The following is a 22,845-nucleotide window of genomic DNA, read 5'->3' as shown; positions in this document are numbered from 1 at the left end:
CTAGGAAACTAGCCGCAGGTTGTACTTGAGTACGGCAAGGTGAAGCTGACGTAGTTTGAAGAGATTTTCGAAGATTATAAAATCTTCCCACAACAAAACGCATAGTATCAAGATTTCAACACCTGATACTATGCGTTTTTCTTATTTGAAAGACTTTTGACTCAGCCTCTTTACTTAATCTTCTTGATACTTTGACTAAGGATAAATCCTACAATCATCCCTACCATATTTTGCATGAAATTTGGTAAAATTTCTGGTAGGGCTGCAGCCCAGCCATTCATCAATGTAGAACCCAAGGCGTAACCCCCTACCATGGCAATCGTTGCTAAGATAAGGCCTAACCACTGAGTTTTTCCTTTAAATCCTGCGAAAAATCCCTGCAATCCATGGTTGACCAAGCTAAAGAACATCCACTGAGGATAGCCTGATAAGAGGTCAATCAAGAAACCTGCTAGTCCTCCGACTACAGCCCCTTCGCGACTACCAAAGTAGAAGGCCGTAAAGAAGACACCCGCATCTAAAAGAGTTAGAATGCCTGTCGGTGTTGGGATTTTTAAGAAATAGCCTAGAACCACAGAGAGGGCGGTTAAGAGGGATACAAGGGCGATTTTAGTTGTTTTGGTTTGCTTCATATTGTCTTACTCCATACTGATCTGCTTGTGCAATAGCACGATAAACGAAAGCCTTAGAGCTTTCTACTGCTGGTAAAAGTTCATCACCTTTGACTAGGTGACTGGCAATGCTAGAAGCAAAGGTACAACCTGCGCCAGCATTTTGCCCTTGAATGATGGGATTTTCTAGGACTGTAAAGGTTTGTCCATCATAAAAGACATCTACAGCCTTGTCCTGACTAAGGCGATTGCCTCCCTTGATAATGACTGCTGGCGCTCCTAAGTCATGCAATTTCTGTGCTGCATCCTTCATGTCTTCCAAGGTTTTGATTTCCTGACCAGCCAATAATTCTGCTTCTGGGAGGTTAGGCGTAATCACACTGACATGAGGGAAAAAGCGAATCAACTCTTGGCAGAGTTCACTTACAGCCACATCGTGCGTTTCCTTGCAGACCAAGACAGGGTCCAATACCACAGGCACACCTGGGCGCTGCTTGATAAAGTCCAAAGCCTTCTCAGCCACACTAACAGTTGGTAGAAGACCGATTTTAATTCCCCCAAACTCCACATCTCTCAAGCTATTTAATTCATGTTGAAAAATGGCATCGTCAGTTGGAAAGACTTCAAAAACTTTTTCCGTCAAGGCTGTCAAACAAGTCACTGCTACAAAGCCATGCAAGCCGTTCAAGGTATAGGTAGCCAAATCAGCTGACAAACCACCACCACTAAAAATATCATTTCCTGAAAGTGCTAAAATACGATTATTCTTCATAACGAATCTCCTTTAAATACAAGCCATTTGGTGCGGCCGTTGGACCTGCAAGCTGCCTGTCCTTCTTCTCCAAGATGAAGTCAATCTGCTCTACTGGCATACGATTATTGCCGATTTTGAGAAGCGTCCCCACCATATTGCGAATCTGTTTATACAAGAAACCATTTCCTGAAAAGGTGAAGGTCAAAAATTGTCCTGTCTCATCAACCCTGAGACTAGCTTCTGTGATAGTGCGAACCTTATCCTCCACACTGGTTCCAGAAGCTGTAAAGCCTGTGAAATCGTGGGTGCCCTCTAGCTTTTTGACAGCCTCCTGCATCCGCTCCACATCAAGCGGATAAGGAAAGTGAGTAGCGTAGTGACGGCGCATGGGATTTTTAGGACGTCCCCTATCAACAATAAACTCATAGGTCTTACTGTGCTTGGCATAACGGCAATGAAAATCATCCGCCACAAGCTCAATTGAAATCACATCAATATCTTGAGGAGACTGAGTATCCAGAGCAAAGCGAAGTTTTTCCTCATCCATTTGATAGGGCAGATCAAAATGAATGACCTGTCCCAGAGCATGGACTCCACTATCAGTCCTACCAGCACCGTGAACGGTAATGGCTTGCCCCTTATTCAATCTAGTCAAGGTTTTTTCAATTTCTTCCTGAACGCTCCTCGCATGGGGCTGACGCTGAAAACCAGCAAAGGCGTAACCATCATAGGAAATAGTTGCTTTATATCTCGTCATAACTTCTATTTTATCAAGAAATTAGTCTCGTAACAAGCTAGAAAATCCACATCTGTCTGGGTACAATAATCCCAAAAAGAAAAACTTAGGAATCAATCCTAAGCTCTCTTTTGAAGTAGGTACATAACAAAGATAGAGGTTACAATCAACCAGGATCCTAAAATAGCGAAGACCAGCATCCCATTGTGAGTTAGTAATCCAATCGCACCTAGAACGAATGGGGTTGTGAAAGCTCCGAAACTACAGCCTAAAACTGCAAATGAGGTTGCTTGATTGAGGAGTTTAGCTGGAATTCTTTCAGAGACAAGTTGAAAGACCGTCGTCAAGGCTACACTGTAGGCAAAACCAGCCAGAATACTTCCTGCCACCACCACCCACAAGGATGGAGACAAGGCAATCACAATTTGCCCTAAGCCGAAGGTAATACCAGACCAGAGGAGCAATTTTTCCTTAAAGATGGAAATCAAGAAAGAAAAACTCACACCAGCCACAATCCCGATCAACTGCATGACACTAAGGACAAAACTAGATAACTGGGCATCTCCAAGCCCTCTTTCCACCATCAAACTTGGAATACGAATAGTAATAGCCGTATTGGTACAAACTACCACTGCTGCTTCAATAGCTAGGATAAAAATCAAGCCTTTCATTTCTCGAGTTAAACGACTTGTATCCTTCGCTTTTTTCTTGACTTCTTTCTTTGATTTTCCATAAGGGACAAAGAGTAAATAAAGGGTCAGCACCAAAAATCCAGCACTATAGGCTAAGAAGGTAGCTGTCCAACCAAAGGCCAACAACTGACCAACTGCCAAGGTAATGAGGGACGCTCCAACGACCTCTGCAGAACCGCGTAGCCCTAACATCTGAATTCGCGTTTTTCCTTGATAGCGTTCACTGATAATAGAAATTGCCTTAGCATTGATCATCCCAACACCTAAACCAAAAAGAATCCTTGTTCCAAAGACAAAGGGATAGGCTTGATACCAAAAGGGTGCTGTTCCACTCAGTGATAAAATTAACAATCCCAAACTAATCTGTAATCGCTCAGGAAATATTTTTTCTAAAAAACCATTTAGTAGTAACATAATCATGATTCCAAAAGATGGCAAGCTCGCCAAGAGCTCAATTTGTTCCTTAGGATAACCTTGATAATAGTCAAACATGGCTGGCAGGGCACTCGAGATGGAAAAGGAGGTAATCAAAACGAGGGAGAGAGCCAAAATACTGGCCCGTTCTAAAAATTGTTTCATGAAATCTCTTTCTATATTTTCTCTTAATCTTCTGTCTCTTTTGATAGTTATCAAACAAGCAAGAAAAGAAGAAGCCTCTTTGGTGTATAGACTCCTTCTTAAACTCGAAAATGAATCCCTTGTGTCTTATACTCAATGAAAATCAAAGAGCAAACTAGGAAGCTAGCCGCAGGCTGTACTTGAGTACGGCAAGGCGAAACTGACGTGGTTTGAATTTGATTTTCGAAGAGTATTAGGATGACTTTCTCTTGATTTGCTTGATAAAGTAGAAGATAAATCCTGCCACCATATAGGCAACAAAGATAATCAGACACCACTTGAACACGACATCCCAACCCTTGTTCACATTCAAAAAGAAGTACGGGAAGGGACTGACCTTAGAATTAGGAACATCAAGTTTCAGTACCAAGCCATTAAAAAGAGCAAAAATCATATAAAGCAAGGGTAAAATCGTCCACACAACTGGATCCCAAATCTTGTATTGACCCTGTTTATCAAAAAAGAGGGTATCTGCTAAAAACCAGAGGGGAACGATATAGTGGCAAAGGAAATTTTCTAGGGTATAGAAATTAGTCGCAATTGGCGCTAATAGGAAATGGTAAATCACACAGGTAATCATGATACTCATGGTGACCCCACCTTTTAAGCGCAAGAGGCTAGGCCTTTGCCAGTTTTCACCTAAACGGCTCATAACCTTTAGGAGATAGAGCGTAAAAATCGCGACTAAGAGGTTGGACAGAACCGTATAATAGAGCAACATCCCAAATCCACCATGCTTGGCGATTTCAAGATAAACTCCCGTAAAAGCCGCTAGAAACAAGAAGATACGGCTATAAAATACAAGTTTATAGTGTTTTGACATGCTTAAATTTTCTTCACAAACTCTGATTTGAGTTTCATGGCACCAAAGCCATCAATTTTACAGTCGATATTGTGGTCGCCCTCTACAATACGGATATTTTTCACGCGCGTCCCTTGTTTCAAATCTTTTGGCGCACCTTTTACTTTCAAGTCCTTGATGAGGGTTACTGTATCACCGTCAGCCAATTTATTTCCGTTGGCATCGATAGCGACAAGGCCCTCTTCTACATCTGCAACTTCAGCAGGATTCCACTCATGAGCACACTCTGGGCAAACCAGTAGGGCACCGTCTTCGTAGACATACTCTGAGTTACATTTTGGGCAATTTGGTAGGTTGTTCATGGTTTCTCCTTATCATCATTCAGTATTCTTTGAAAATCAAAATTTCTCGAACAGCAACTATTATACCTTAAAATCAGCATTTTGACAAATTTAGAAAAAAACCGATATCAATCTATCGGCTTTTCTACATTTACATTCTTTTTTTAGCTTCTGACTTGATTTTTTCAACTACTTCTTGAATGTTCAAACCAGTTGTATCAAGGTAGACAGCATCCTCTGCTTGTTTGAGAGGCGAAGTCTCACGATGACTATCCTTGTAGTCACGCGCAGCAATTTCCTCTTTTAGAGTTTCAAGGTCTGTTTCAATTCCCTTGGCAATATTTTCCTTGTAACGGCGCTCTGCTCTTTCATCTACCGAAGCTACTAGGAAAATTTTCAATTCTGCTTGTGGCAATACAACAGTCCCAATATCGCGACCATCCATGACAATACCGCCTTGTTGGGCAATCTCTTGTTGGAGGGAAACTAGTTTCTCACGCACTTGAGGAATTGCTGCAATGGCTGAAACATGATTGGTCACTTCATTTTCACGGATAGGATGGGTAATATCCACATCTCCTACAAAGACAAGCTGTTCTCCAGTTTCTGAACGTCCAAAACTGATTGGATGCTGGTCCAACAAGGCTAGAAGTGCTTCGACTTGTTCAACTCCTAATTGGTTCTTGAGAGCCATGTAGGTCGCTGCACGATACATAGCACCTGTATCTAGGTAGGTATATCCAAAATCCTTGGCAATAATCTTTGCGACCGTACTCTTACCACTTGAAGCAGGGCCGTCAATAGCAATTTGAATTGTTTTCATATCAACTCCTATTTTATTTTGACAACATCACCTGGATTAGCAAACCAAGACCCTGTAGCCATATGCCCAGGATTTAAGGCTTCTAACTGGGCAATCGAAATCCCAGCGCGAGCTGCAATGGCTGCTTCTCCTTCTCCAGCTAAGACTTTTGTCGTCCCTTCTGGATCTGTAGCTTCCTCCGAGTGTTCAGAAGAAGATTCTGAACTCTGTTCAGGCTGGGAACTACTGGAAGATGAAATCTGTACTACATTTGCGTCTGAATCGTGAAAATCTTTCAAGGCTGCTGTGCGATTACTCCCACCCGATGATAGATAGATGAGAACAATAATCATTACCACCACAATTACAAAGAAAATACTGGCTAGGATCGTCAAGACACGATTGGCCACTACATCTCTACCTTGAGTTCTCTTACGACGTTCTGATCTTGTTTCTTCTTGATTTTCATAAATATCTTCTTGCCACGGTTCTTTTGCCATACCCTACTCCTTGTTTTTTTTTACTTTTCTTATTACAATATAAATATGAAAATCACACTTATACCTGAACGATGCATCGCCTGTGGGCTTTGCCAAACTTATTCTGATTTATTTGATTACCATGATAATGGAATCGTGCGTTTTTACGATGACCCTGACCAACTGGAAAAAGAAATTTCTCCTAGTCAGGATGTCTTAGAGGCTGTTAAAAATTGCCCAACTCGCGCCCTGATTGGAAACCAGGAAGCCTAAATCAATGGCGATAATCCACTCCCTCTAGTTTAGCACATTTCCATGTAAAATTATAGTCTTTTCACTTTATTTTTTTCTGTAAAATCAGGAAGATCACTTTTTTCTTTGATGAGATAAAGTGGTCTTTTTTTAGTCTCTAGATAAATCTTACTGATGTACTTGCCGAGAATCCCAATGGTCAAGAGTTGAATGCCTCCAAGAAAGAGAATGACAGCCATCAGAGAGGTCCAACCTGATGTCGGATTGCCCAAAATGAGGGTCCTAACCACAACAAAAAAAGTCATTAGCAGAGAAATGAAACAAGAGAGGAGACCAGCCGCAAAGGCGATAATCAAGGGAAAATCTGAAAAGTTAACAATCCCTTCAATGGAGTAAAAAAAGAGTTGCCTAAAACCCCAACTGGTCTTACCAGCCTGCCTTTCGACATTTGGATAGTCCAAATAGTAGGTTTTGAAACCGACCCAGGCAAAAAGCCCCTTTGAAAAACGATTGGACTCGGTCAAAGCTAAAATGGCATCGACCACAGACCTTCTCATCATGCGAAAATCACGGACACCTGAGGGCAAGGCTACTGGACTGATTTTTTGCATGAGGCGGTAAAAGATGTCAGCACAGAAACTGCGAAAGAAGGGTTCTCCCTCCCGACTAGTTCTCCTGGTCCCAACACAGTCCAAGTCTGTATTCTGGTCTAGTAAACCTTTCATCTCAAGTAATATACTAGGAGGATCCTGGAGGTCTGCATCCATTACCACCACCAGATCTCCTATCGCATACTGCAAGCCTGCATACAGAGCCGCTTCTTTGCCAAAATTTCGAGAGAAAGAAATATAATGTACTGCCGGATTTTGCTCCCGATAGGCCTTTAAGAGTTCCAAGGTTCCATCACTCGATCCATCATCTACAAAGACATACTCGATTTCTGCTCCCAAATCAGGAATTAAATCTTCCAAAGCCTGATAAAAAAGAGGAAGTACTTCCTCTTCGTTTAGACAGGGGACAATGATTGACATCACCATCTTAGTCTTCAAATCCATTTGGATGCTTGCTTTGCCAACGCCATGCGTCTTCACACATTTGGGTGATATCTAGTTCTGCTTCCCAACCGAGTTCTGCTTTGGCTTTTGCTGGGTCTGAGTAGCAGGCTGCGATGTCACCTGGGCGACGGTCTACGATGCGATAAGGAATTGGGCGTCCCACTGCTTTTTCCATGTTTTGGATAATTTCAAGAACTGAGTAGCCTTTACCAGTTCCAAGGTTATAAACGTTTAGACCTGAACCCTTTTGGATTTTTTTCAGAGCTGCAACGTGACCTTTAGCCAAGTCAACAACGTGGATATAGTCACGAACACCAGTTCCATCTTCCGTATCGTAATCGTCTCCAAACACTTGCACTTGCTCTAATTTCCCAACGGCTACTTGAGTTACATATGGCAAGAGATTGTTTGGAATACCATTTGGATTTTCTCCCAAATCTCCACTCTCATGGGCTCCGATTGGGTTAAAGTAACGAAGCAAGACCACATTCCATTCTGAATCTGCCTTGTAGATATCCGTCAAAATTTCCTCAAGCATAAGTTTAGTGCGGCCATATGGATTGGTCACTGAAAGTGGGAAATCTTCCAAGATTGGCACTGCATGAGGATCTCCGTACACTGTCGCAGAAGAACTGAAAATGATGTTTTTACAGTTGTTTTCTTCCATGACCTTCAAAAGACTAACAGTTCCAGCGATATTATTGTCATAGTAGGCAAGAGGAATACGGGTAGATTCACCGACAGCCTTCAAGCCAGCAAAGTGAATGACCCCTGTTGGTTCTTCTTGTTTGAAAATATCACGAAGAGTATCTGTATCACGGATATCTGCCTCATAGAACGGCACTTCAACTCCTGTAATTCTCTCAACAACTTCTAAACTTTTTCTGTTACTATTAACAAGGTTATCCACCACAACAACATGATGACCTGCTTGGATTAACTCAATAACAGTGTGGGTTCCGATAAAACCTGCCCCACCTGTTACCAAAATCTTTTCTTGCATCTTCTTTCCTCGATTCTCGGATTTTTTCTTATTTTACCATTTTTGATAGGGAATGTCATTTGCCATCCTAGGGGCAAGGCTAAAATTTCAGTAAAATATTTATTCGATTTTTAGTCGTTTGACATAGTTCTCAATTGGGTAGTTTGCTGGGTCTAAGGTCATTTCCCTGCTTTGTAGCAGTTGTGCTAGGTGGTAACCAATGATAGGACCAGTTGTGAGGCCTGATGAACCTAGTCCACTGGCTGCATAGACACCTGCCAATTCTGGCACCTGCCCAAAGAAAGGAGAGAAATCACTGGTATAGGCACGGATTCCCACACGCTCACCAGATGATTTCGCTACTGCCAAGACTGGATAGTGAGGCAAGGCTGCCTCCTCCATTTGTTTGAGCAAGGTTTCATCTACCGTCAAATCAAACCCCATGTCATTTTCATGAGTAGCACCTAAGGACAATTTCCCACCTGCAAAAGGAATCAAATCCCACTCCCCTTCGGGCATAACAACAGGGTAAGCTTCCATGTCTTGGGCAAGTTGATAATCTCGGAGTTGCCCCTTTTGGGGACGAACATCTACTTCATAACCTAAAGGCTCTAACAGGTGTCCCAACCAAGCTCCCGTCGCCAAAATAACCTGATCAAACACCTCTTCGTCAATCTGGTAACCTGATGCTAACGGTGTCAGAGTCACTTTTTCTTTGACCAGCTTGACCTGACTGGCTTCTAGCAAACGAGTCACTAATAGTTGACCATCTACTCTCGCTCCACCAGAAGCATAGAGCAAGCGATCAAATCCCTGCAAGCCAGGGAATAATTTATTTGCAGACGCTGGGTCTAGAATGGCTAACCGTCCTATCAAAGGAGATTCTTCTCTTCGCTGGAAGGCTAGTTGATAGAGTTCTTCCAACTTGGATTCATGTCTTTTCAAGAGAAAAACTCCCGAACGCTGGTAAAAGTCTATTTCTTGCCCTGACTTCTCTAAATCAGCTAATAAATCCACATAAAAATCAGCCCCCAAGCGCGCCATTTTGTACCAGGCCTTATTGCGGCGTTTTGAAAACCAAGGACTGATAATTCCTGCTGCGGCCTTGGTGGCTTGACCTTGTCCATGGTCAAAGACGGTTACTTCTAGGTCACTTTCTTTCGAGAGGTAGTAGGCAACTGTTGCCCCCACAATTCCTGCTCCGATAATGGCAACTTTTTTCATTGTTTTCACTTTCTAACTAGATATGGTGGAATGGATTGGTCGATGCTTGACTAGGTACAATATCGATTGTCCAGCCATTTTCTCTTTTCCATTGACTAAGAAGCTCTGCAATTTTTTCCACAAAAAACACTTCAATATAGTGACCTGGGTCCAATGCTAGCAAGCCATCAGACAACATATCCTGGGCAGTGTGGTAGTAAATATCACCAGTGATATAGACATCCGCTCCTTTAGCTAAAGCATCCTTATAGAAAGACTGCCCGCTACCACCACAGATGGCCACTCTTGAAATAGACTTCTGCAAATCACTCTCTTGATAATGCACCAATCGAAGACTATCTAAACCAAAGACTTGCTTGACATGTTGGGCCAATTCCCCAAATGTCTGAGGCTGAACATTTCCAATACGTCCAATTCCACGTTCTGGACCTGTCTCCTGTAGATAAGTCGTCTCCTCAATGCCTAGCATCTGACAGAACCAGTCATTGAGACCATTTTCAACGATGTCAATATTGGTATGGCTGACATAAACTGCAATATCATGCTTGATGAGGTCGATGTAAATCTGATTTTGTGGACGGCTAGCTACCAAGTCCTTGATCGGACGGAAAATCGGCGCGTGCTTGACAATAATCAAGTCCACACCCTTTTCAATGGCTTCAGCCACCGTTTCTTCACGAATATCCAGAGCAACCATGACACTTTGGATATCCTTGTTTAAAGTGCCAATTTGCAGACCACGACTGTCTCCCTCCATGGAAAATTCCTGAGGGCAAAAGGCTTCATACACGTTAATCACTTCACTTGCTAGCATGGAGAACCTCCTTGATGGCTTGAATTTTGTCTACTAGAACTTGACGTTCCTCCAGATTTTTCTCTGGGATTTGTCCAAGGGCAAACTCTAGCTTAACAGCTTCTTTTTGCCATTTTTGGACAAAGACTGGGCTGACTTCTTTGGACAAGAAAGGTCCAAAGCGAACATCACTGGCTGATAGCTTCATTTGTCCTGCTTCCACCACCAAAATCTCGTAAAACTTGCCAGCTTCTTCTAAGATGCTTTCTGCCACAATCTGAAATCCGTTCTCTTGCAACCAAATGCGCAAGTCGTCTTCACGATTATTGGGCTGGAGAATCAAACGCTCTACATTAGCTAACTTGTCCAAGCCTTCTTCCAATATCCTAGCAATCAAACGGCCGCCCATGCCAGCAATAGTAATGACCGATACCTGATCTGCATCTTCAAAGGCTGCCAAGCCATTGGCTAAACGAACCTGGATTTTCTCCTTTAGACCGTGAGCCTCAACATTTTTGACTGCAGATTGGTAGGGACCTTCCACCACCTCACCTGCAATGGCACTTTTGATTTGGCCTCTTTCGACCAACTCAATAGGCAGATAAGCATGGTCACTTCCCACATCTAGCAAAATGGCTCCCTGTGGCACAAAGGAAGCCACCAATTCTAATCTCTTTGAAATCATCTTCTCTCACTTTCCAAAACTCTATTACCTCTTATTATACCACATTTCAGCTGGCAATCTTGCACCTAAAAAAACCGCAATCCACAGATTGCAGTCTTACTTTATTTTTTCGCTTGGTAACGACTGGTCAAAATGAAAATCACGGTAAAGACCAGCATCATGACACCATAAACAGGTAGCGTTTGTCCTGTCAAGGTTGATATTTCAAGCAGTTTTTGAATTCTTGGGAAGAGAGCTGTGGCTAGGAAGCCTCCTACTGACCAAACAATCAAGAGGACACGCCATAGGGTAAATGGCATGCAGGCTCTAAATACGGATAAGAAACCAATTGACCCCAAGAGATAATAGAGTAAAGTTGAGATTTCTAACTCAGACCAACCTTGGCTACTTCCAAATATTTTCACAAAAAGAACACTGAACACGACCATGAGAGCGCTTGGTAAGGCACGAAGCATGGATCTTCTGAGGAAGTTTGGCTCAACAGGTTTGATATTTCGCTCAAAAGTCAGAACGAATGGTGGGAAACCTTCCACGAACTGGTCAATCATGGTAATCTGGATCGGAATGAAGGGGAAAATCAAGATCCATTCAGACCGTCCCAGAAGAGCACTGGCAATACAGATAACTGCTAAGAGGAAGGAATAGATGGTCTTTATCAAGAAAATCGGTGCGATGTGGGCAATGTTATTGACCACACGACGACCTTCAAAGAGAATCTCAGGAACATCATTAAAATCTGAGTTCAAGAGAACCAAATTGGCAATCTGACGAGTCGCAGGATCTCCCTCAGCCATCACGATAGAACAATCCGCCTCACGAAGGGCCAGGATATCATTAACTCCATCCCCTGTCATAGCCGTTGTATGACCCGCTTTTTTCAGTGTTTGGATGATGAGTTTCTTTTGATGAGGGGAAACACGACCGAAAATCGCTGTCTCCTCAGCCATAGCAACCAATTCCTCATCCGTGATTTTTGAGCAATCGACATAGCTGTGATAGTCCGCAAAACCAGCCTTCTGGGCAATGCTGGACACCGTAACTGGATTGTCACCAGAGATAATCTTGAGGCCCACTTCCTGAGAACGGAGATAGTCCAGCGTCTCTGCTGCTCCCTCTCGAATCGGGTCCAAGATTTCTAGCAAGGCTAGAGCATGAATATCAGAAGGCTTTTGTGGCTTGTGATGGTCAAGTTTTTCTTGACTGAGCGCTAACACCAAGACACGAGAGCCTCGTTCAAGAGCTTCTCTAGCTTCAGGAACTTCAGCATCCAACAACATCTCAGGTGCCCCTAAGAAAACTGTTCCCAAACCTTCTAACTCCATGGCTCCCCACTTGCGGTCGCTTGAGAAAGGCAGATTAGAGATCATAGGATAGACTACCTGACCTTGGAAACGCTGGCGAATAGCTTGAGCTGTTGGATTTTTATCCTCACTATGGGCCATATAGCTGGCCAAGATGCTAGTAAGCGCTGAATCTCCATACTCTTCGGTCAAAGGAAGAACAGCCTCCACCTGCATCTTTCCTTGGGTGATGGTGCCCGTCTTGTCTAAACAGAGCATATCCACGCGTGCCAAGGTCTCAACAGAGTACATCTCCTGCACCAAGACCTTTTTCAAGCCCAACTTAATCACCGCTGTCAAGAGCGAAGTGATGGTCAAAAGGGCAATTCCCTTGGGCAACATCCCCAAAAGGGCTGTCGACGAGTTTACAACGGATGACTTGAGAGGCAGGCCTTTTAAGATCAAGGCTTCTAGCAAGAGAGCCAGACCAAAAGGAATGATAATCTTTCCAGTAAAACCTGCTAACTTGTCCAGTGATTTCATGATACGAGAGTTGATTGGTTTAACAGTCTTAGCTTCCAGCATGAGTTTGGCAGCATAGTTGTCTGCACCGATATGGTGAACTTGAGCTAAAACTGACCCACTGGCTAGGAAACTTCCAGACAGAAGCAAGGCGTCAACTTCCTTTTGCACCAAATCACTTTCCCCCGTCAACATGGCTTCATTGACTTCCGAAAAGCCTTCCAAAACCAAGGCATCACTGGGAATCTGCTCTCCAGCAGACAGACGAATGACATCTCCTAGCACCAATTCTTCAGGATTAAGAGCAACTTCCTGTCCATCACGGATGGTTTTGACCTTTTCCTTGGTCATGAGATTGAGCTTGTCCACCATGTGTTTGGCCCGTAGCTCGGTCACAATTCCAGAAAAAGCGTTAAAGCAGATCACTGCAAAGAAGACCAGATTGCTCCAGGCCTGAACAAAGGCTAGCGCCAAAGCAATGGCAAAGTTCAACGCGTTAAAAAGGGTAAAGACATTTCGTTTGATGATTTGCCAAGTACTGGTACTGGCTGATGCGGTAAAGTCATTGACCAAACCTTGAGCCTGTCTTTCCTTGACTTCTCTTTGGGTTAATCCCATAATCTTATTTTTATCCATAAATTCTATCATATCATTTTTTCTAAAAGAATTCTAATCTCATCCTAAATATCACCTAGTCAAGGGAAAAGTTTGCCAGCCCTCCTTTGATAAGGTATAATAATAACAAGAAAATAATCGAAGGAGATCGCATGTTTTATACTTATTTACGTGGATTGGTTGTCTTGCTCCTATGGTCCATTAATGGCAATGCTCACTATCATAATACCGATAAAATTCCTAATCAAGATGAAAATTATATTCTGGTTGCCCCTCACCGTACTTGGTGGGATCCAGTTTACATGGCTTTTGCGACCAAGCCAAAACAGTTTATCTTTATGGCCAAAAAAGAGCTCTTTACCAACCGTATCTTTGGCTGGTGGATTCGTATGTGTGGTGCATTTCCTATCGACCGTGAAAATCCTAGCGCTTCTGCCATCAAATACCCTATCAATGTTCTTAAAAAAAGTGATCGCTCTCTCATCATGTTTCCAAGTGGGAGCCGTCACTCAAACGATGTCAAGGGTGGAGTTGCACTAATTGCCAAGATGGCCAAGGTCCGTATCATGCCGGTTACCTACACAGGTCCTATGACCTTGAAAGGCTTGGTTAGCCGCGAACGTGTCGATATGAACTTTGGAAATCCAATCGATATCTCAGATATCAAGAAAATGAATGATGAAGGCATTGAAACAGTCGCCAATCGTATCCAAACAGAATTCCAACGTTTGGACGAAGAAACGAAACAATGGCACAATGATAAAAAACCAAACCCACTCTGGTGGTTTATCCGCATCCCTGCTCTCATCCTTGCCATTATCCTCGCTATCCTAACTATCATCTTTAGCTTTATCGCAAGCTTCATCTGGAATCCAGATAAAAATAGAGAGGCTCTTGGTTAAAGAATACAACAAGAGACTGGGCAAAAACTCAATTTGAGGAGAGAATAAAGTAAATTTTCTAACAATAAAACGCATGATATCAAGGATTTTAACATCTGATACTATGCGTTTTCTAATTTATACTCAATTATTTTCAAAAAGCAACCTTGTCTATTGTCTGCTGACAGTAGACTTTAAAATACTTTTTTCCAGTCCTTGAATAACTTCTTGAAGCTTATCAATAACAGCTTCCAATGTTTGGAAAGCCTTATTTTTAAAACCTCGTTTTCGAATTTCTTTCCAGACTTGTTCAATAGGGTTCATTTCTGGTGTATAAGGTGGGATAAAAGCCAACTCAATATTACTTGGAATCTCTAAGGTACTTGATTTATGCATATAGCATTATCCATTACAAGTAAAATATAGTCATCTGGATAAGCTTGTGAGACTTACCGTAGAAATTCATTCGTCCACTCAGTATTGCATCCTCCAGCAATAAGGAATCTCCTGTCTGAGCATCTACTCCCCCATAACAATAGCGATATTCTCGCATATAATGGCTAGGAATGCTAGGTCGAATTCCTTGAGGAGCCCAACCAGAACTCATCTTACTGATTCTTCCGAAACCAGCTTTATCTTGGTACATCAAACGTACTTTGTTATAAGTACCCTCATCTTTAAAGCGCTTACTTAAGGTCTCGGATGTAGATTTTATTTTTAGACGTCTCAATTGTCTGAGCATCTGCCTTCTTGGGATGTTCAGGTCGAGGAGTGGCCGTTCGCCAACCATGGCGTTTCAGGAGATAGTAGAAACCATCACGTGTGGAAGTGCGACCAATCTCTTTTTGATAGGCTTCAAATAATTGATTGACAGTTATAAATTCCCCAGCCTGAGCAGCTTCTATATGACGTTTTAGAAATGCTTGTTCTTCTTCATAAGTCATATATTCTCTATGACGTCCACCACGTGTCTCTTGAAGAAGAGCTTCTAAACCAAACTCCTTATATTTTTTCAAATTCCTCCAAACAGTTGTTTTATTGCAATCTAGCAGACCCATGATTTTCTTATAACTCTTTTCTTTTGAGCGAAAATAAATAATCTGTAGACTTGGCGATATTTGGCGTACGATGAATCTCTTAGGAGTTTTTCAATTTTTTGTGTTTCTTCATTTGTAAGTTTCATAACTACTATTATAAGATGTTGTTTGATTTTAGTCTAGTATTACTACTAAAAAGACTCTTTATCACCTACTATTTATGTAGTTAATAAAGAGTCTTTTTATTTAGTAGAGATAATTTCGAGTAGAATTAATTAAAGATAATAGTAGGTAAGGTGGTCAACTAATTTATAGTTTTTTTTAGTATTTTACCAAATAGTTTCTCTAATTTTTTAAATCTACATAAATTGTTCTGCATGTATCGAAGTTATGAATCTTATCACCTTATTATATTCGTATTTTCTGCATAGTATCTTTTAGATAAATTCAGAAAATTAAATCAGATAAAATTATACTAATTTTGAAATATACATAGTGTTAAAGGTTTCTACTCGTTCTAATTTCTTCTCGTATCTTCATCCTTATCTTTCTCTAAAGACTATCATAGTATTTTTTGAAGGCATCAAAATATTTATCGACACTTTCTACATTATCTAATCCCGCTCCCCAACGCAAACTAGAGTCTCCTAAAATTTTATCTAATCCTTCTCCTTTCTCACCAGATGTCAAAACCCCTAAGCACCCTTCCTTAGGTACAGCAATTCCAATAAAACCGTCTCCTCCTATACGAAACATTTGGCGTGGACCACTATTAGCGACACCTACATCCACTCCCTTTAATTTGGGAAAATCCACAGATAACTCAAAATCAAAACTTGTCGGATCCAAATCATCATAAGTAATTTTACGGATAATATAATCTTGACCAAAGTAACTATCAAGCATTTCAATTAAGACTTGATAACCTTTGCTCGTTCTAATTTTTTCTCGTATCTCTAACATCTTATTTCACCATTTTAAACCTTCCATTTAATTCAACTAGATGATACCCATTGTTTTGTAAATACTCAAATTCTTGGTATCCATACTTCTTCCTAGGGATTGTTGTTGGATTTACCGTAAACTCAAATATTTTTCCTTTAACAATCTGATTATCTAAAAATTTCTGATTAATTTTCCACATTTCTTCGTTTTGTTTCACATTATCAACAATACCATTTTTTATAAGTTCATCCATAATGGCATCCCATCCTGCACTTCCCATCGTATAGAAGGTATTACCTGCTCGGTATGCCGTTTGGTCATAAGAACTTGTACTGTTAGCAACATATGAACCGAGGGTAACAACGTTTGCTGCAGCATTAATCTCAGCCAATCTAGCTAACTGCTCAATAGACTCTTCCGTTAATATTCCATTTTCCACTACAACTGCTGCTGCAAATTCTTGTGCTGTACGGACTCCCATTTGTTCGGGTGTATAAACTGTATCATTTATATCAGATGTTGTCTCTGATTCATTGGTCTTTGGCGTATCCTTATTAACAGTAGCTTCTGAACTTGATAATTGAGCTTGCACAGATACAGCTTCAGATGTTGTATAGCTAATAACTGCTGTACTTGGTGCTTTGACAAAAATCTCAACAACATCATTAACTAGAATTTCTGGAACAGGTATAGAGAAGATTCCTTTATCATTAGCTTTTCCTCCATATTCTACCCCTCTGTTTTTAACGATAACATCTGAGTTAGGTAATGCTTTCCCTTGAACAGTAACTCCTTTGCCAACTGGTATCGGGTTTACATTTGGTATTGGAGTGATCACTTGTTTTGGAGTAATTGATTTTTTTATAAAATCACTAACACTTATATTTCCTGAAGCATCAACCCTGAACATTGAAAGGTCAATTCCATCCATGTAAGATGAATATTTAACTGCGTTCATCTCATCAAGAATTCCATCAATAGCGATATTTGCTATACCATTAGAAGTTCTTTTTACAGGAATGCTTAATCTAAAATTTCCTGAGTTATCTGTAGAAATACTTTGTAATTTTTCGCTATTGAGATATGGAGTAATAGTCGATTTCCACAACATTTTCCCCGAGATTGTGAAAGTATTGGTTTTAGCATCAAAAGAAATATTACTAAAGTTCGGAACGGTTGAAAGATGAGGGATAGGAACTGTAGGCAATGATTTCTTTAAATAAAAATTTGTAAAAACGCTTGCTTTTAGAGTTCTACTATTATCAATACTAAAATCTAGTGTTTTATTACTCTTTTGAGGATAAATAGTCATTATGGTATTTTTCCCTGAAATAGTAATTTTAATATTGTTATCACCTTTCTCAAGAGGTATTGTAATTAAGGAGGTCTTTTTTGCTTCACAATCTACTGTTTGTACTTTTATATTGTTTCTATAAATAGTGAACTGGGAGTCTACAGCCATTGTTATAGGAATAGTCAACAAGTCACTATTTTTATTGTATGATATTTCGTCAACTACAGGTGGAGGAGTTGACTTCTCAAGTTTAATAGGAACCCCATTCGCTAATTTTGCGTTCTCACTAGCTATTACACCCCCATCTGAAGCAATATAAAATTTGACTGCACCAAAAAAGCCAAAGGAAGAATATTTAAATTTCTCTGTTGAATTTTGAACTGCATCTATTGATACTGTCGCATCTTCTACTTTGATTTTTATGTCAAAATGACCATTTACATTTGTTTTATCAGTTCTAATTTTCTTATCATCAATATAAATATCTAGATTTGAAGCACTTGGCATACTTCCTACTAAATTCAACGTTTTTGTCTTTGAATCATAAGTTACTCTGTCAAAAGTTGGAGAAGCAGTGTGAACAGCTTCTTGTAAAGGGTGTCTTAATAATTTATTTGTCTGTGCAGTTGTAGTTACTATTCCATCACTGGCTATCTTGAAAGTTGGATATCCAATTATTCCGGAAAAGCGTGATGAAATATACTTAAATTTACTAGTAGATTTCTGAATTGCATTAACAGCAACATTAGTGTTTTCGGCTTTGATATTAATATTAAAGTTTCCCTTATTATCAGTAACAACTGTTTGGACTTTCTTATATCCTATGTAAATATCTAAAGTAGAAGCGCTTGGCATACTTCCTACTAAATTCAATGTTTTTGTCTTTGAATCATAAGTTACTCTGTCAAAAGTTGGAGAGGCTGTATATTGCTCAACTAATAAAGGACTCTTTACATATTTATTGGTCTTCGAGCTTACTGTTAAATCCCCATCTTCATGAATTTTAAAAGTTGGGCACCCTATCAAGCCTATGGAGCTACATGATTTATAGTTTTTTCCTCCAATCGGCTTTTGAATAGCATCAATTGCTACCTCTGCATTTTCAACATTTACTGTAAGGCTAAAATCTCCTTTTTTATTTGTTTCGCTTGTTTGAGATAATTTATTATTTATATAAATGTAAATTGTTGATTCTGTTGGCATATTCCCTGCTAAATTTAAAATTTTAGCATTCTTATCATATGTGGCAGAGCTAAAACTAGGAGCTGCTGAAAATCTGAAATAGTCTTCTAAATGTTCCATATTTTTAGCAATTTCTATATTCATTTTCTTCAAGTATTCTGAAGTTTCTTTCATACTTTTATTAAATGAATCTATTGATTCGTTAAAGTCTGACATTATTTTGTTAAAATCAGTTAAATCAATATTAATAGGATCTATATTTATGGAGGGGATATTAATAGATTCCATATTAATATATATGGGATTTATATTAATTTTTATGGGGTTTATATTAATATTTATAGATTCAATATTAATATTTAATGCTTTTGAATATCCTTTTATTAATGATAAATTTTGGGTTGCTTGAGTAACATTATTCATTTGGATATTGGTTTTATAGAGAGATGATAAGGAAGTTAGTTCTTGTTTTGCTACAGTTGCTCGACTTATAGATGCATTTGGATAAGATTTAGCTGTGGTTGATTTAGTATAGAGATAGTATCCTCCCCCTATTATAATAGCCGCACCTCCAACAATGATTGCAGCTGGCAACGCAGCAGTCATTGCCGTTGTAATCCCAGCTAATTCTGATGCACCACTAATCAATTCAAATGCTAGTGGTATAGAAGCTACAGCGGATGAATGTCCAGAAGTCAGATTTATAGTATTTTCTTTTTTAGTCTTACTATCAAGATACCTAAAAAATACTTCTTTGTCTTTTTTTTCGATCTGCCCACGCATTTTTTGAACAGCTAACTTTCTGGAATCTTTTAGTATCACTACTTGAAATTCTGCATCTTTATTATTGCTTGCAAATGTCACTGTAGTCAAAGCTGAAAAGTTATCATTTAAATTTTTGAATGTTGTTAATTTTAACTCTCCTTTACTCGTCTGTTCTGCATTTAGAAAAGTTAATCCTGACTTTTCAACACTATCGCTAACAGAATTAATCCATTGTTGTGTTTTATTTAGTTTGCTATCCAACTGTTTATCTGTAATAGTTGTCTCTGTGTTTGGTATAGCTCTAGCCTGTGCACCATAAACTATAATTGGATTGACACAATCTATAAAAACACTTATTAGCAGTATAAAAATAACTGCTAAAATCTGAGTATTTTGAATTTTCTTTTTCATATTTTTCTTTAACTTCCCTTTTTTAAAATACTATTTTTTATTTTTTTTAAATTCTTTGTTTGAAAATACATTTTTAAAATTTGGTTTGTCACTTTAGGAGTAGCAAAAGATGTTCCACTATATTTCTTATTATTATATAAAATCTCCTCTCCATTTTCAAAAATATCAATTTTATCTATGGCTGAAAAAGAAGATATATTGCTTCCTTTCTTGCTACCAACTGAAATAACTCCTGGTATTCGAGCAGGAAAATCTGCAATTCCTTGATAATTATTCCCACCTGCTGCAACAATAATAACTCCCTTTCTTAATAAGATTTGGATTTGTTCTTTTGCCTGTTCATCTTCCAAATAAAAACCACCTGAAAAATTTATTATGTCAATATTGTCTTTTTCTGCTTGTTTTAATGCTTTAGTAAAGGTAGTAATATCAATTTGACCATCTGTTCCTATTACGCTATATTCAAAAAAATCTATTTTTGAAGTGTCTATATTATTGCTGAGTACAGACCAAATAATATTTGAATGTACTGCAGCTTGCTTATTTCTTTTTTCATAGCTAGTTTTTCTGATATAAAATGAAAAATTATTTGATGATGCACCATCAATAACAGCCACCCTCAATTTGGAATTTTTTTCAAAAACGGAAACAGCAAACGGGATTGCCCCTGCTAGTAGTAAAAGCATACATAGGGATAACAAAATTCTATTTTTTTGAAACACAAAAATCCTCTCTTTTTAAATAGGCTTCATATCTTAACTGTTTGTCATATATAGATTTTTAAAATAATATTAGTATATTTATTTGCATATCAAATTCCAAAAGGATTCCGAAAAAATAATAGATCTCTTTGGAGTATCTAATTCAGTTTTGCTGTCCTAAAAAGAACTTATTAGCCTTTGAAATTTATTTGTATAAAAAGATTATACTCAGATTAGCTAGTATTAATACTTAAATAAGATTTAATTTCAATTTCAAGACAATTAATATATTGGTTAATTTTAGATTGTTGTTTATGGAGCTTATCAAGAGACATTGTAGAGTCTCTCTTATATCTTGGGTTAGCATATTCTTGAATATTTTTAATAGACGTTCCCGTCTTTTTTAAACTAATAATGAATTGAGTCCACGCTATATTAGAGCTATCATAGTATCTACGATTGTTTTCTTTTCTGTGTGAATAAATAGATTTTTCTTGCTCATAGTATCGAAATTTGGGAATAGAAAGTCCCGTCTTTTTAGTGAATTCTCCAATAGAATAGTAAGCCACAGTATTTCACCTCTTTATTTCTTGATTATTTTAGCATAATTTTAAAAAAATCAAATACAGTTTTCTCTTGAAATGAGTGTACTTTATTATGTAAAACATATAACATTAAAAAAGTTTGGTATAAAATTAGAGAAGGAGGTAGAAGTATCCTATTATCCTTTAATAAAAGCGGATAGACTCTTCGTTAGCAGGTTTAAAATCTCAATTAACGGGAATGAGAGGCGTAAAGTGCTGTAAAGAAATTGTTGATTTAGAAAAGAATGAGTATAGCTGACATTGATATCTTTAAATTGAATAAAGCATTTGTTGCACTATCAATAGTTTACATAAAACAATTGGGAATCAAGAATATGATTAATCCTAATGGTGATACCATTGTTTTAGGACATCCAGTTGGAGCTTTGGAAGGAGAGTACTGACTATTCTGGATTTATAAGTTAATAAAAAATAAAGTGAGTTATAAAATCGCTTCTCTATGTTCAATTTGTACAACAGTTGATTGGTAAACATGCGACAGGATGGCAAGTTCTTGTTGAGATAAACATCCTTTTGTCTAGCATTAGAGACCACGATCACATATTCTAAAATAGCCTTTTCTTCTAAGTAGCCAGCCTTGAAATTATTATTTTTTAGTTTATTTTGCAAAAAATTATCGAATTGAGTGGTTGTCATGCTTATTCATCTTAAATTCTTTTTTTAAATTCCTTGGAGAACCGAATTTCATTTATCTACCACATGAAAATAGGGAGCACATTGAATGTTAGAAGATACTTTTGAGTAGATTTCAAAAATATCATTGTCGGATTTCTTAATTTATTCTATACGTTGGATAACTAACAATCCTTGCTTTGGAAAGCCTTCTTTTTAAAACCTCGTTTTCGAATTTCTTTCCAGACTTGTTCAATAGGGTTCATTTCTGGTGTATAAGGTGGGATAAAAGCCAACTCAATATTACTTGGAATCTCTAAGGTACTTGATTTATACCATATAGCATTATCCATTACAAGTAAAATATAATAATCTGGATAAGCTTGTGAGACTTGCCGTAGAAATTCATTCGTCCACTCAGTATTGCATCCTCCAGCAATAAGGAAGAAGGAATCTCCTGTCTGAGCATCTACTGCTCCATAACAATAGCGATATTCTCGCATATAATGGCTAGGAATGCTAGGTCGAATTCCTTGAGGAGCCCAACAAGAACTCATCTTACTGATTCTCACGAAACCGGCTTCATCTTGGGACATCAAACGTACTTTGTTATAAGATTCCTCCTCTTTAAAGCGCTTACTTAAGGTCTCGAATGTAGATTTTATTTTTAGATGTCTCAATTGTCTGAGCGTCTGCCTTCTTAGGATGTTCAGGTCGAGGAGTGACCGTTCGCCAACCATGGCGTTTCAGGAGATAATAGAAACCATCACGTGTGGAAGTGCGACCAATCTCTTTTTGATAGGCTTCAAATAATTAATTGACAGTTACAAATTCCCCAGCCTGAGCAGCTTCTATATGATGTTTTAGAAATGCTTTTTCTTCTTCATAAGTCATATATTCTCGATGACGTCCACCACGGGTCTCTTGAAGAAGAGCTTCTAAACCAAACTCCTTATATTTTTTCAAATTCCTCCAAACAGTTGTTTTATTACAATCTAGCAGATCCATGATTTCCTTATAACTCTTTTCTTTTGAACGAAAATAAATAATCTGTAGACGTTTGTGATATTTGGCGTACGATGAATCTCTTAGGAGTTTTTCAATTTTTTTGTAGTTCTTCATTTGTAAGTTTCACAACTACTATTATAAGATGTTTTTTGATTTTAGTC

The 22,845-nt window shown here is 38.8% G+C and carries 21 protein-coding genes and 3 pseudogenes; 3 read left to right on the top strand and 21 right to left on the bottom strand.

Annotated elements, in window-relative coordinates:
• Nucleotides 1-170: 170 nt before the first annotated feature.
• From N8M09_RS06020 to N8M09_RS05985, 8 genes are all read right to left on the bottom strand, one after another.
• Nucleotides 171-632 (bottom strand): ECF transporter S component, encoded by a 462-nt coding sequence (locus tag N8M09_RS06020; RefSeq protein WP_000814989.1) that lies wholly within the window; start codon nucleotides 630-632, stop codon nucleotides 171-173.
• Entirely contained in the window at nucleotides 610-1,383 is a 774-nt protein-coding gene (locus N8M09_RS06015; protein WP_261064499.1) for a bifunctional hydroxymethylpyrimidine kinase/phosphomethylpyrimidine kinase, read from the bottom strand. Before N8M09_RS06015 ends, N8M09_RS06020 begins: the two co-directional genes overlap by 23 nt.
• Nucleotides 1,373-2,122, bottom strand: a complete 750-nt coding sequence (gene truA, locus N8M09_RS06010; protein WP_261064497.1) for a tRNA pseudouridine(38-40) synthase TruA — start codon at nucleotides 2,120-2,122, stop codon at nucleotides 1,373-1,375. The genes N8M09_RS06015 and truA overlap by 11 nt, the downstream gene beginning before the upstream one ends.
• Before the next feature lie 98 nt (nucleotides 2,123-2,220).
• Nucleotides 2,221-3,372, bottom strand: coding sequence for an MFS transporter (locus N8M09_RS06005; RefSeq protein ID WP_261064494.1), 1,152 nt, complete (start codon nucleotides 3,370-3,372; stop codon nucleotides 2,221-2,223).
• A gap of 232 nt (nucleotides 3,373-3,604) precedes the next feature.
• A complete protein-coding gene (locus tag N8M09_RS06000; protein ID WP_000033944.1) occupies nucleotides 3,605-4,234 on the bottom strand; it encodes a Pr6Pr family membrane protein in 630 nt (209 codons plus the stop codon).
• A 2-nt stretch (nucleotides 4,235-4,236) separates the two neighbouring features.
• Nucleotides 4,237-4,575 carry a zinc ribbon domain-containing protein YjdM gene (locus N8M09_RS05995; RefSeq protein ID WP_001061584.1) on the bottom strand — a complete coding sequence of 113 codons (339 nt, stop codon included), beginning with the start codon at nucleotides 4,573-4,575 and terminating at the stop codon, nucleotides 4,237-4,239.
• Nucleotides 4,576-4,705: 130 nt separating this feature from the next.
• Complete coding sequence (cmk, locus tag N8M09_RS05990) at nucleotides 4,706-5,377, bottom strand: (d)CMP kinase (RefSeq protein ID WP_261064492.1); 672 nt, start codon at nucleotides 5,375-5,377, stop codon at nucleotides 4,706-4,708.
• Between the two features lie 8 nt (nucleotides 5,378-5,385).
• Nucleotides 5,386-5,856, bottom strand: coding sequence for an SAG1386/EF1546 family surface-associated protein (locus N8M09_RS05985; protein WP_261064490.1), 471 nt, complete (start codon nucleotides 5,854-5,856; stop codon nucleotides 5,386-5,388).
• Between the two features lie 45 nt (nucleotides 5,857-5,901).
• Here N8M09_RS05985 and N8M09_RS05980 point away from each other — a divergent pair, with 45 nt between their 5' ends.
• Complete coding sequence (locus N8M09_RS05980; protein WP_000705155.1) at nucleotides 5,902-6,108, top strand: ferredoxin; 207 nt, start codon at nucleotides 5,902-5,904, stop codon at nucleotides 6,106-6,108.
• A 50-nt stretch (nucleotides 6,109-6,158) separates the two neighbouring features.
• On the opposite strand, the gene N8M09_RS05975 is transcribed toward N8M09_RS05980, so the two are convergent.
• The 6 genes from N8M09_RS05975 to N8M09_RS05950 all read right to left on the bottom strand — a co-directional run bounded on the left by N8M09_RS05975 (nucleotide 6,159) and on the right by N8M09_RS05950 (nucleotide 13,264).
• Nucleotides 6,159-7,124, bottom strand: a complete 966-nt coding sequence (locus tag N8M09_RS05975) for a glycosyltransferase family 2 protein (RefSeq protein WP_261064489.1) — start codon at nucleotides 7,122-7,124, stop codon at nucleotides 6,159-6,161.
• Nucleotide 7,125: 1 nt separating this feature from the next.
• A complete protein-coding gene (galE, locus tag N8M09_RS05970) occupies nucleotides 7,126-8,145 on the bottom strand; it encodes a UDP-glucose 4-epimerase GalE (RefSeq protein WP_261064487.1) in 1,020 nt (339 codons plus the stop codon).
• 99 nt (nucleotides 8,146-8,244) lie between these two features.
• Nucleotides 8,245-9,348, bottom strand: coding sequence for an NAD(P)/FAD-dependent oxidoreductase (locus tag N8M09_RS05965; protein ID WP_261064485.1), 1,104 nt, complete (start codon nucleotides 9,346-9,348; stop codon nucleotides 8,245-8,247).
• 16 nt (nucleotides 9,349-9,364) lie between these two features.
• A complete protein-coding gene (locus N8M09_RS05960; RefSeq protein WP_261064483.1) occupies nucleotides 9,365-10,162 on the bottom strand; it encodes a Nif3-like dinuclear metal center hexameric protein in 798 nt (265 codons plus the stop codon).
• On the bottom strand, nucleotides 10,149-10,826 hold the full coding sequence (locus N8M09_RS05955) for a tRNA (adenine(22)-N(1))-methyltransferase (protein WP_261064481.1): 678 nt from the start codon (nucleotides 10,824-10,826) through the stop codon (nucleotides 10,149-10,151). The genes N8M09_RS05960 and N8M09_RS05955 overlap by 14 nt, the downstream gene beginning before the upstream one ends.
• A gap of 101 nt (nucleotides 10,827-10,927) precedes the next feature.
• Complete coding sequence (locus tag N8M09_RS05950; RefSeq protein WP_261064542.1) at nucleotides 10,928-13,264, bottom strand: cation-translocating P-type ATPase; 2,337 nt, start codon at nucleotides 13,262-13,264, stop codon at nucleotides 10,928-10,930.
• Between the two features lie 131 nt (nucleotides 13,265-13,395).
• On the opposite strand from N8M09_RS05950, the gene N8M09_RS05945 reads away from it, so the two are divergent.
• Nucleotides 13,396-14,145, top strand: coding sequence for a lysophospholipid acyltransferase family protein (locus N8M09_RS05945; RefSeq protein ID WP_261064478.1), 750 nt, complete (start codon nucleotides 13,396-13,398; stop codon nucleotides 14,143-14,145).
• Nucleotides 14,146-14,295: 150 nt separating this feature from the next.
• Here N8M09_RS05945 and N8M09_RS05940 read toward each other — a convergent pair.
• From N8M09_RS05940 to N8M09_RS05920, 5 genes and pseudogenes are all read right to left on the bottom strand, one after another.
• A pseudogene (locus tag N8M09_RS05940) lies at nucleotides 14,296-15,307 on the bottom strand (IS630 family transposase).
• Between the two features lie 406 nt (nucleotides 15,308-15,713).
• Nucleotides 15,714-16,124, bottom strand: a complete 411-nt coding sequence (locus tag N8M09_RS05935) for a hypothetical protein (RefSeq protein WP_138338380.1) — start codon at nucleotides 16,122-16,124, stop codon at nucleotides 15,714-15,716.
• Between the two features lies 1 nt (nucleotide 16,125).
• On the bottom strand, nucleotides 16,126-19,758 hold the full coding sequence (locus N8M09_RS05930) for a hypothetical protein (RefSeq protein ID WP_261064474.1): 3,633 nt from the start codon (nucleotides 19,756-19,758) through the stop codon (nucleotides 16,126-16,128).
• An 8-nt stretch (nucleotides 19,759-19,766) separates the two neighbouring features.
• A complete protein-coding gene (locus N8M09_RS05925; RefSeq protein WP_261064473.1) occupies nucleotides 19,767-20,480 on the bottom strand; it encodes a S8 family serine peptidase in 714 nt (237 codons plus the stop codon).
• Nucleotides 20,481-20,692: 212 nt separating this feature from the next.
• Nucleotides 20,693-21,028, bottom strand: a complete 336-nt coding sequence (locus N8M09_RS05920) for a MerR family transcriptional regulator (protein WP_261064472.1) — start codon at nucleotides 21,026-21,028, stop codon at nucleotides 20,693-20,695.
• Nucleotides 21,029-21,288: 260 nt separating this feature from the next.
• Between N8M09_RS05920 and N8M09_RS11275 the strand changes: the two genes are divergently transcribed.
• Nucleotides 21,289-21,447: a hypothetical protein gene (locus tag N8M09_RS11275; protein WP_369009848.1), complete on the top strand. Its 159-nt coding sequence runs from the start codon at nucleotides 21,289-21,291 to the stop codon at nucleotides 21,445-21,447.
• A 230-nt stretch (nucleotides 21,448-21,677) separates the two neighbouring features.
• Here N8M09_RS11275 and N8M09_RS11340 read toward each other — a convergent pair.
• Together N8M09_RS11340 and N8M09_RS05910 are read right to left on the bottom strand one after the other, a co-directional pair.
• Nucleotides 21,678-21,877: pseudogene (locus tag N8M09_RS11340) on the bottom strand (type II toxin-antitoxin system RelE/ParE family toxin); the annotation flags it as partial.
• Nucleotides 21,874-22,811, bottom strand: a pseudogene (locus N8M09_RS05910) (IS630 family transposase); the annotation flags it as partial. The pseudogenes N8M09_RS05910 and N8M09_RS11340, both read right to left, overlap by 4 nt.
• Nucleotides 22,812-22,845 lie beyond the last annotated feature (34 nt).

This window comes from Streptococcus mitis (assembly GCF_946190375.1).
GTDB classification, from domain to species: Bacteria; Bacillota; Bacilli; order Lactobacillales; family Streptococcaceae; genus Streptococcus; species Streptococcus mitis_CJ.
This window is presented reverse-complemented; position numbering and strand designations above follow the sequence as displayed.

What these genes read in the sequence shown, in the direction of transcription:
- N8M09_RS06000 (WP_000033944.1), bottom strand. Translation starts at nt 4,234, where the DNA reads ATGTCAAAACACTATAAACTTGTATTTTATAGCCGTATCTTCTTGTTT.
- N8M09_RS05985 (WP_261064490.1), bottom strand. Translation starts at nt 5,856, where the DNA reads ATGGCAAAAGAACCGTGGCAAGAAGATATTTATGAAAATCAAGAAGAA.
- N8M09_RS05965 (WP_261064485.1), bottom strand. Translation starts at nt 9,348, where the DNA reads ATGAAAAAAGTTGCCATTATCGGAGCAGGAATTGTGGGGGCAACAGTT.
- N8M09_RS05945 (WP_261064478.1), top strand. Translation starts at nt 13,396, where the DNA reads ATGTTTTATACTTATTTACGTGGATTGGTTGTCTTGCTCCTATGGTCC.
- truA (WP_261064497.1), bottom strand. Translation starts at nt 2,122, where the DNA reads ATGACGAGATATAAAGCAACTATTTCCTATGATGGTTACGCCTTTGCT.
- N8M09_RS11275 (WP_369009848.1), top strand. Translation starts at nt 21,289, where the DNA reads ATGAGTATAGCTGACATTGATATCTTTAAATTGAATAAAGCATTTGTT.
- N8M09_RS05930 (WP_261064474.1), bottom strand. Translation starts at nt 19,758, where the DNA reads ATGAAAAAGAAAATTCAAAATACTCAGATTTTAGCAGTTATTTTTATA.
- N8M09_RS05955 (WP_261064481.1), bottom strand. Translation starts at nt 10,826, where the DNA reads ATGATTTCAAAGAGATTAGAATTGGTGGCTTCCTTTGTGCCACAGGGA.
- cmk (WP_261064492.1), bottom strand. Translation starts at nt 5,377, where the DNA reads ATGAAAACAATTCAAATTGCTATTGACGGCCCTGCTTCAAGTGGTAAG.
- N8M09_RS06005 (WP_261064494.1), bottom strand. Translation starts at nt 3,372, where the DNA reads ATGAAACAATTTTTAGAACGGGCCAGTATTTTGGCTCTCTCCCTCGTT.
- N8M09_RS05950 (WP_261064542.1), bottom strand. Translation starts at nt 13,264, where the DNA reads ATGGATAAAAATAAGATTATGGGATTAACCCAAAGAGAAGTCAAGGAA.
- N8M09_RS05975 (WP_261064489.1), bottom strand. Translation starts at nt 7,124, where the DNA reads ATGGTGATGTCAATCATTGTCCCCTGTCTAAACGAAGAGGAAGTACTT.
- N8M09_RS05960 (WP_261064483.1), bottom strand. Translation starts at nt 10,162, where the DNA reads ATGCTAGCAAGTGAAGTGATTAACGTGTATGAAGCCTTTTGCCCTCAG.
- N8M09_RS05935 (WP_138338380.1), bottom strand. Translation starts at nt 16,124, where the DNA reads ATGTTAGAGATACGAGAAAAAATTAGAACGAGCAAAGGTTATCAAGTC.
- N8M09_RS06015 (WP_261064499.1), bottom strand. Translation starts at nt 1,383, where the DNA reads ATGAAGAATAATCGTATTTTAGCACTTTCAGGAAATGATATTTTTAGT.
- N8M09_RS05995 (WP_001061584.1), bottom strand. Translation starts at nt 4,575, where the DNA reads ATGAACAACCTACCAAATTGCCCAAAATGTAACTCAGAGTATGTCTAC.
- N8M09_RS05980 (WP_000705155.1), top strand. Translation starts at nt 5,902, where the DNA reads ATGAAAATCACACTTATACCTGAACGATGCATCGCCTGTGGGCTTTGC.
- galE (WP_261064487.1), bottom strand. Translation starts at nt 8,145, where the DNA reads ATGCAAGAAAAGATTTTGGTAACAGGTGGGGCAGGTTTTATCGGAACC.
- N8M09_RS06020 (WP_000814989.1), bottom strand. Translation starts at nt 632, where the DNA reads ATGAAGCAAACCAAAACAACTAAAATCGCCCTTGTATCCCTCTTAACC.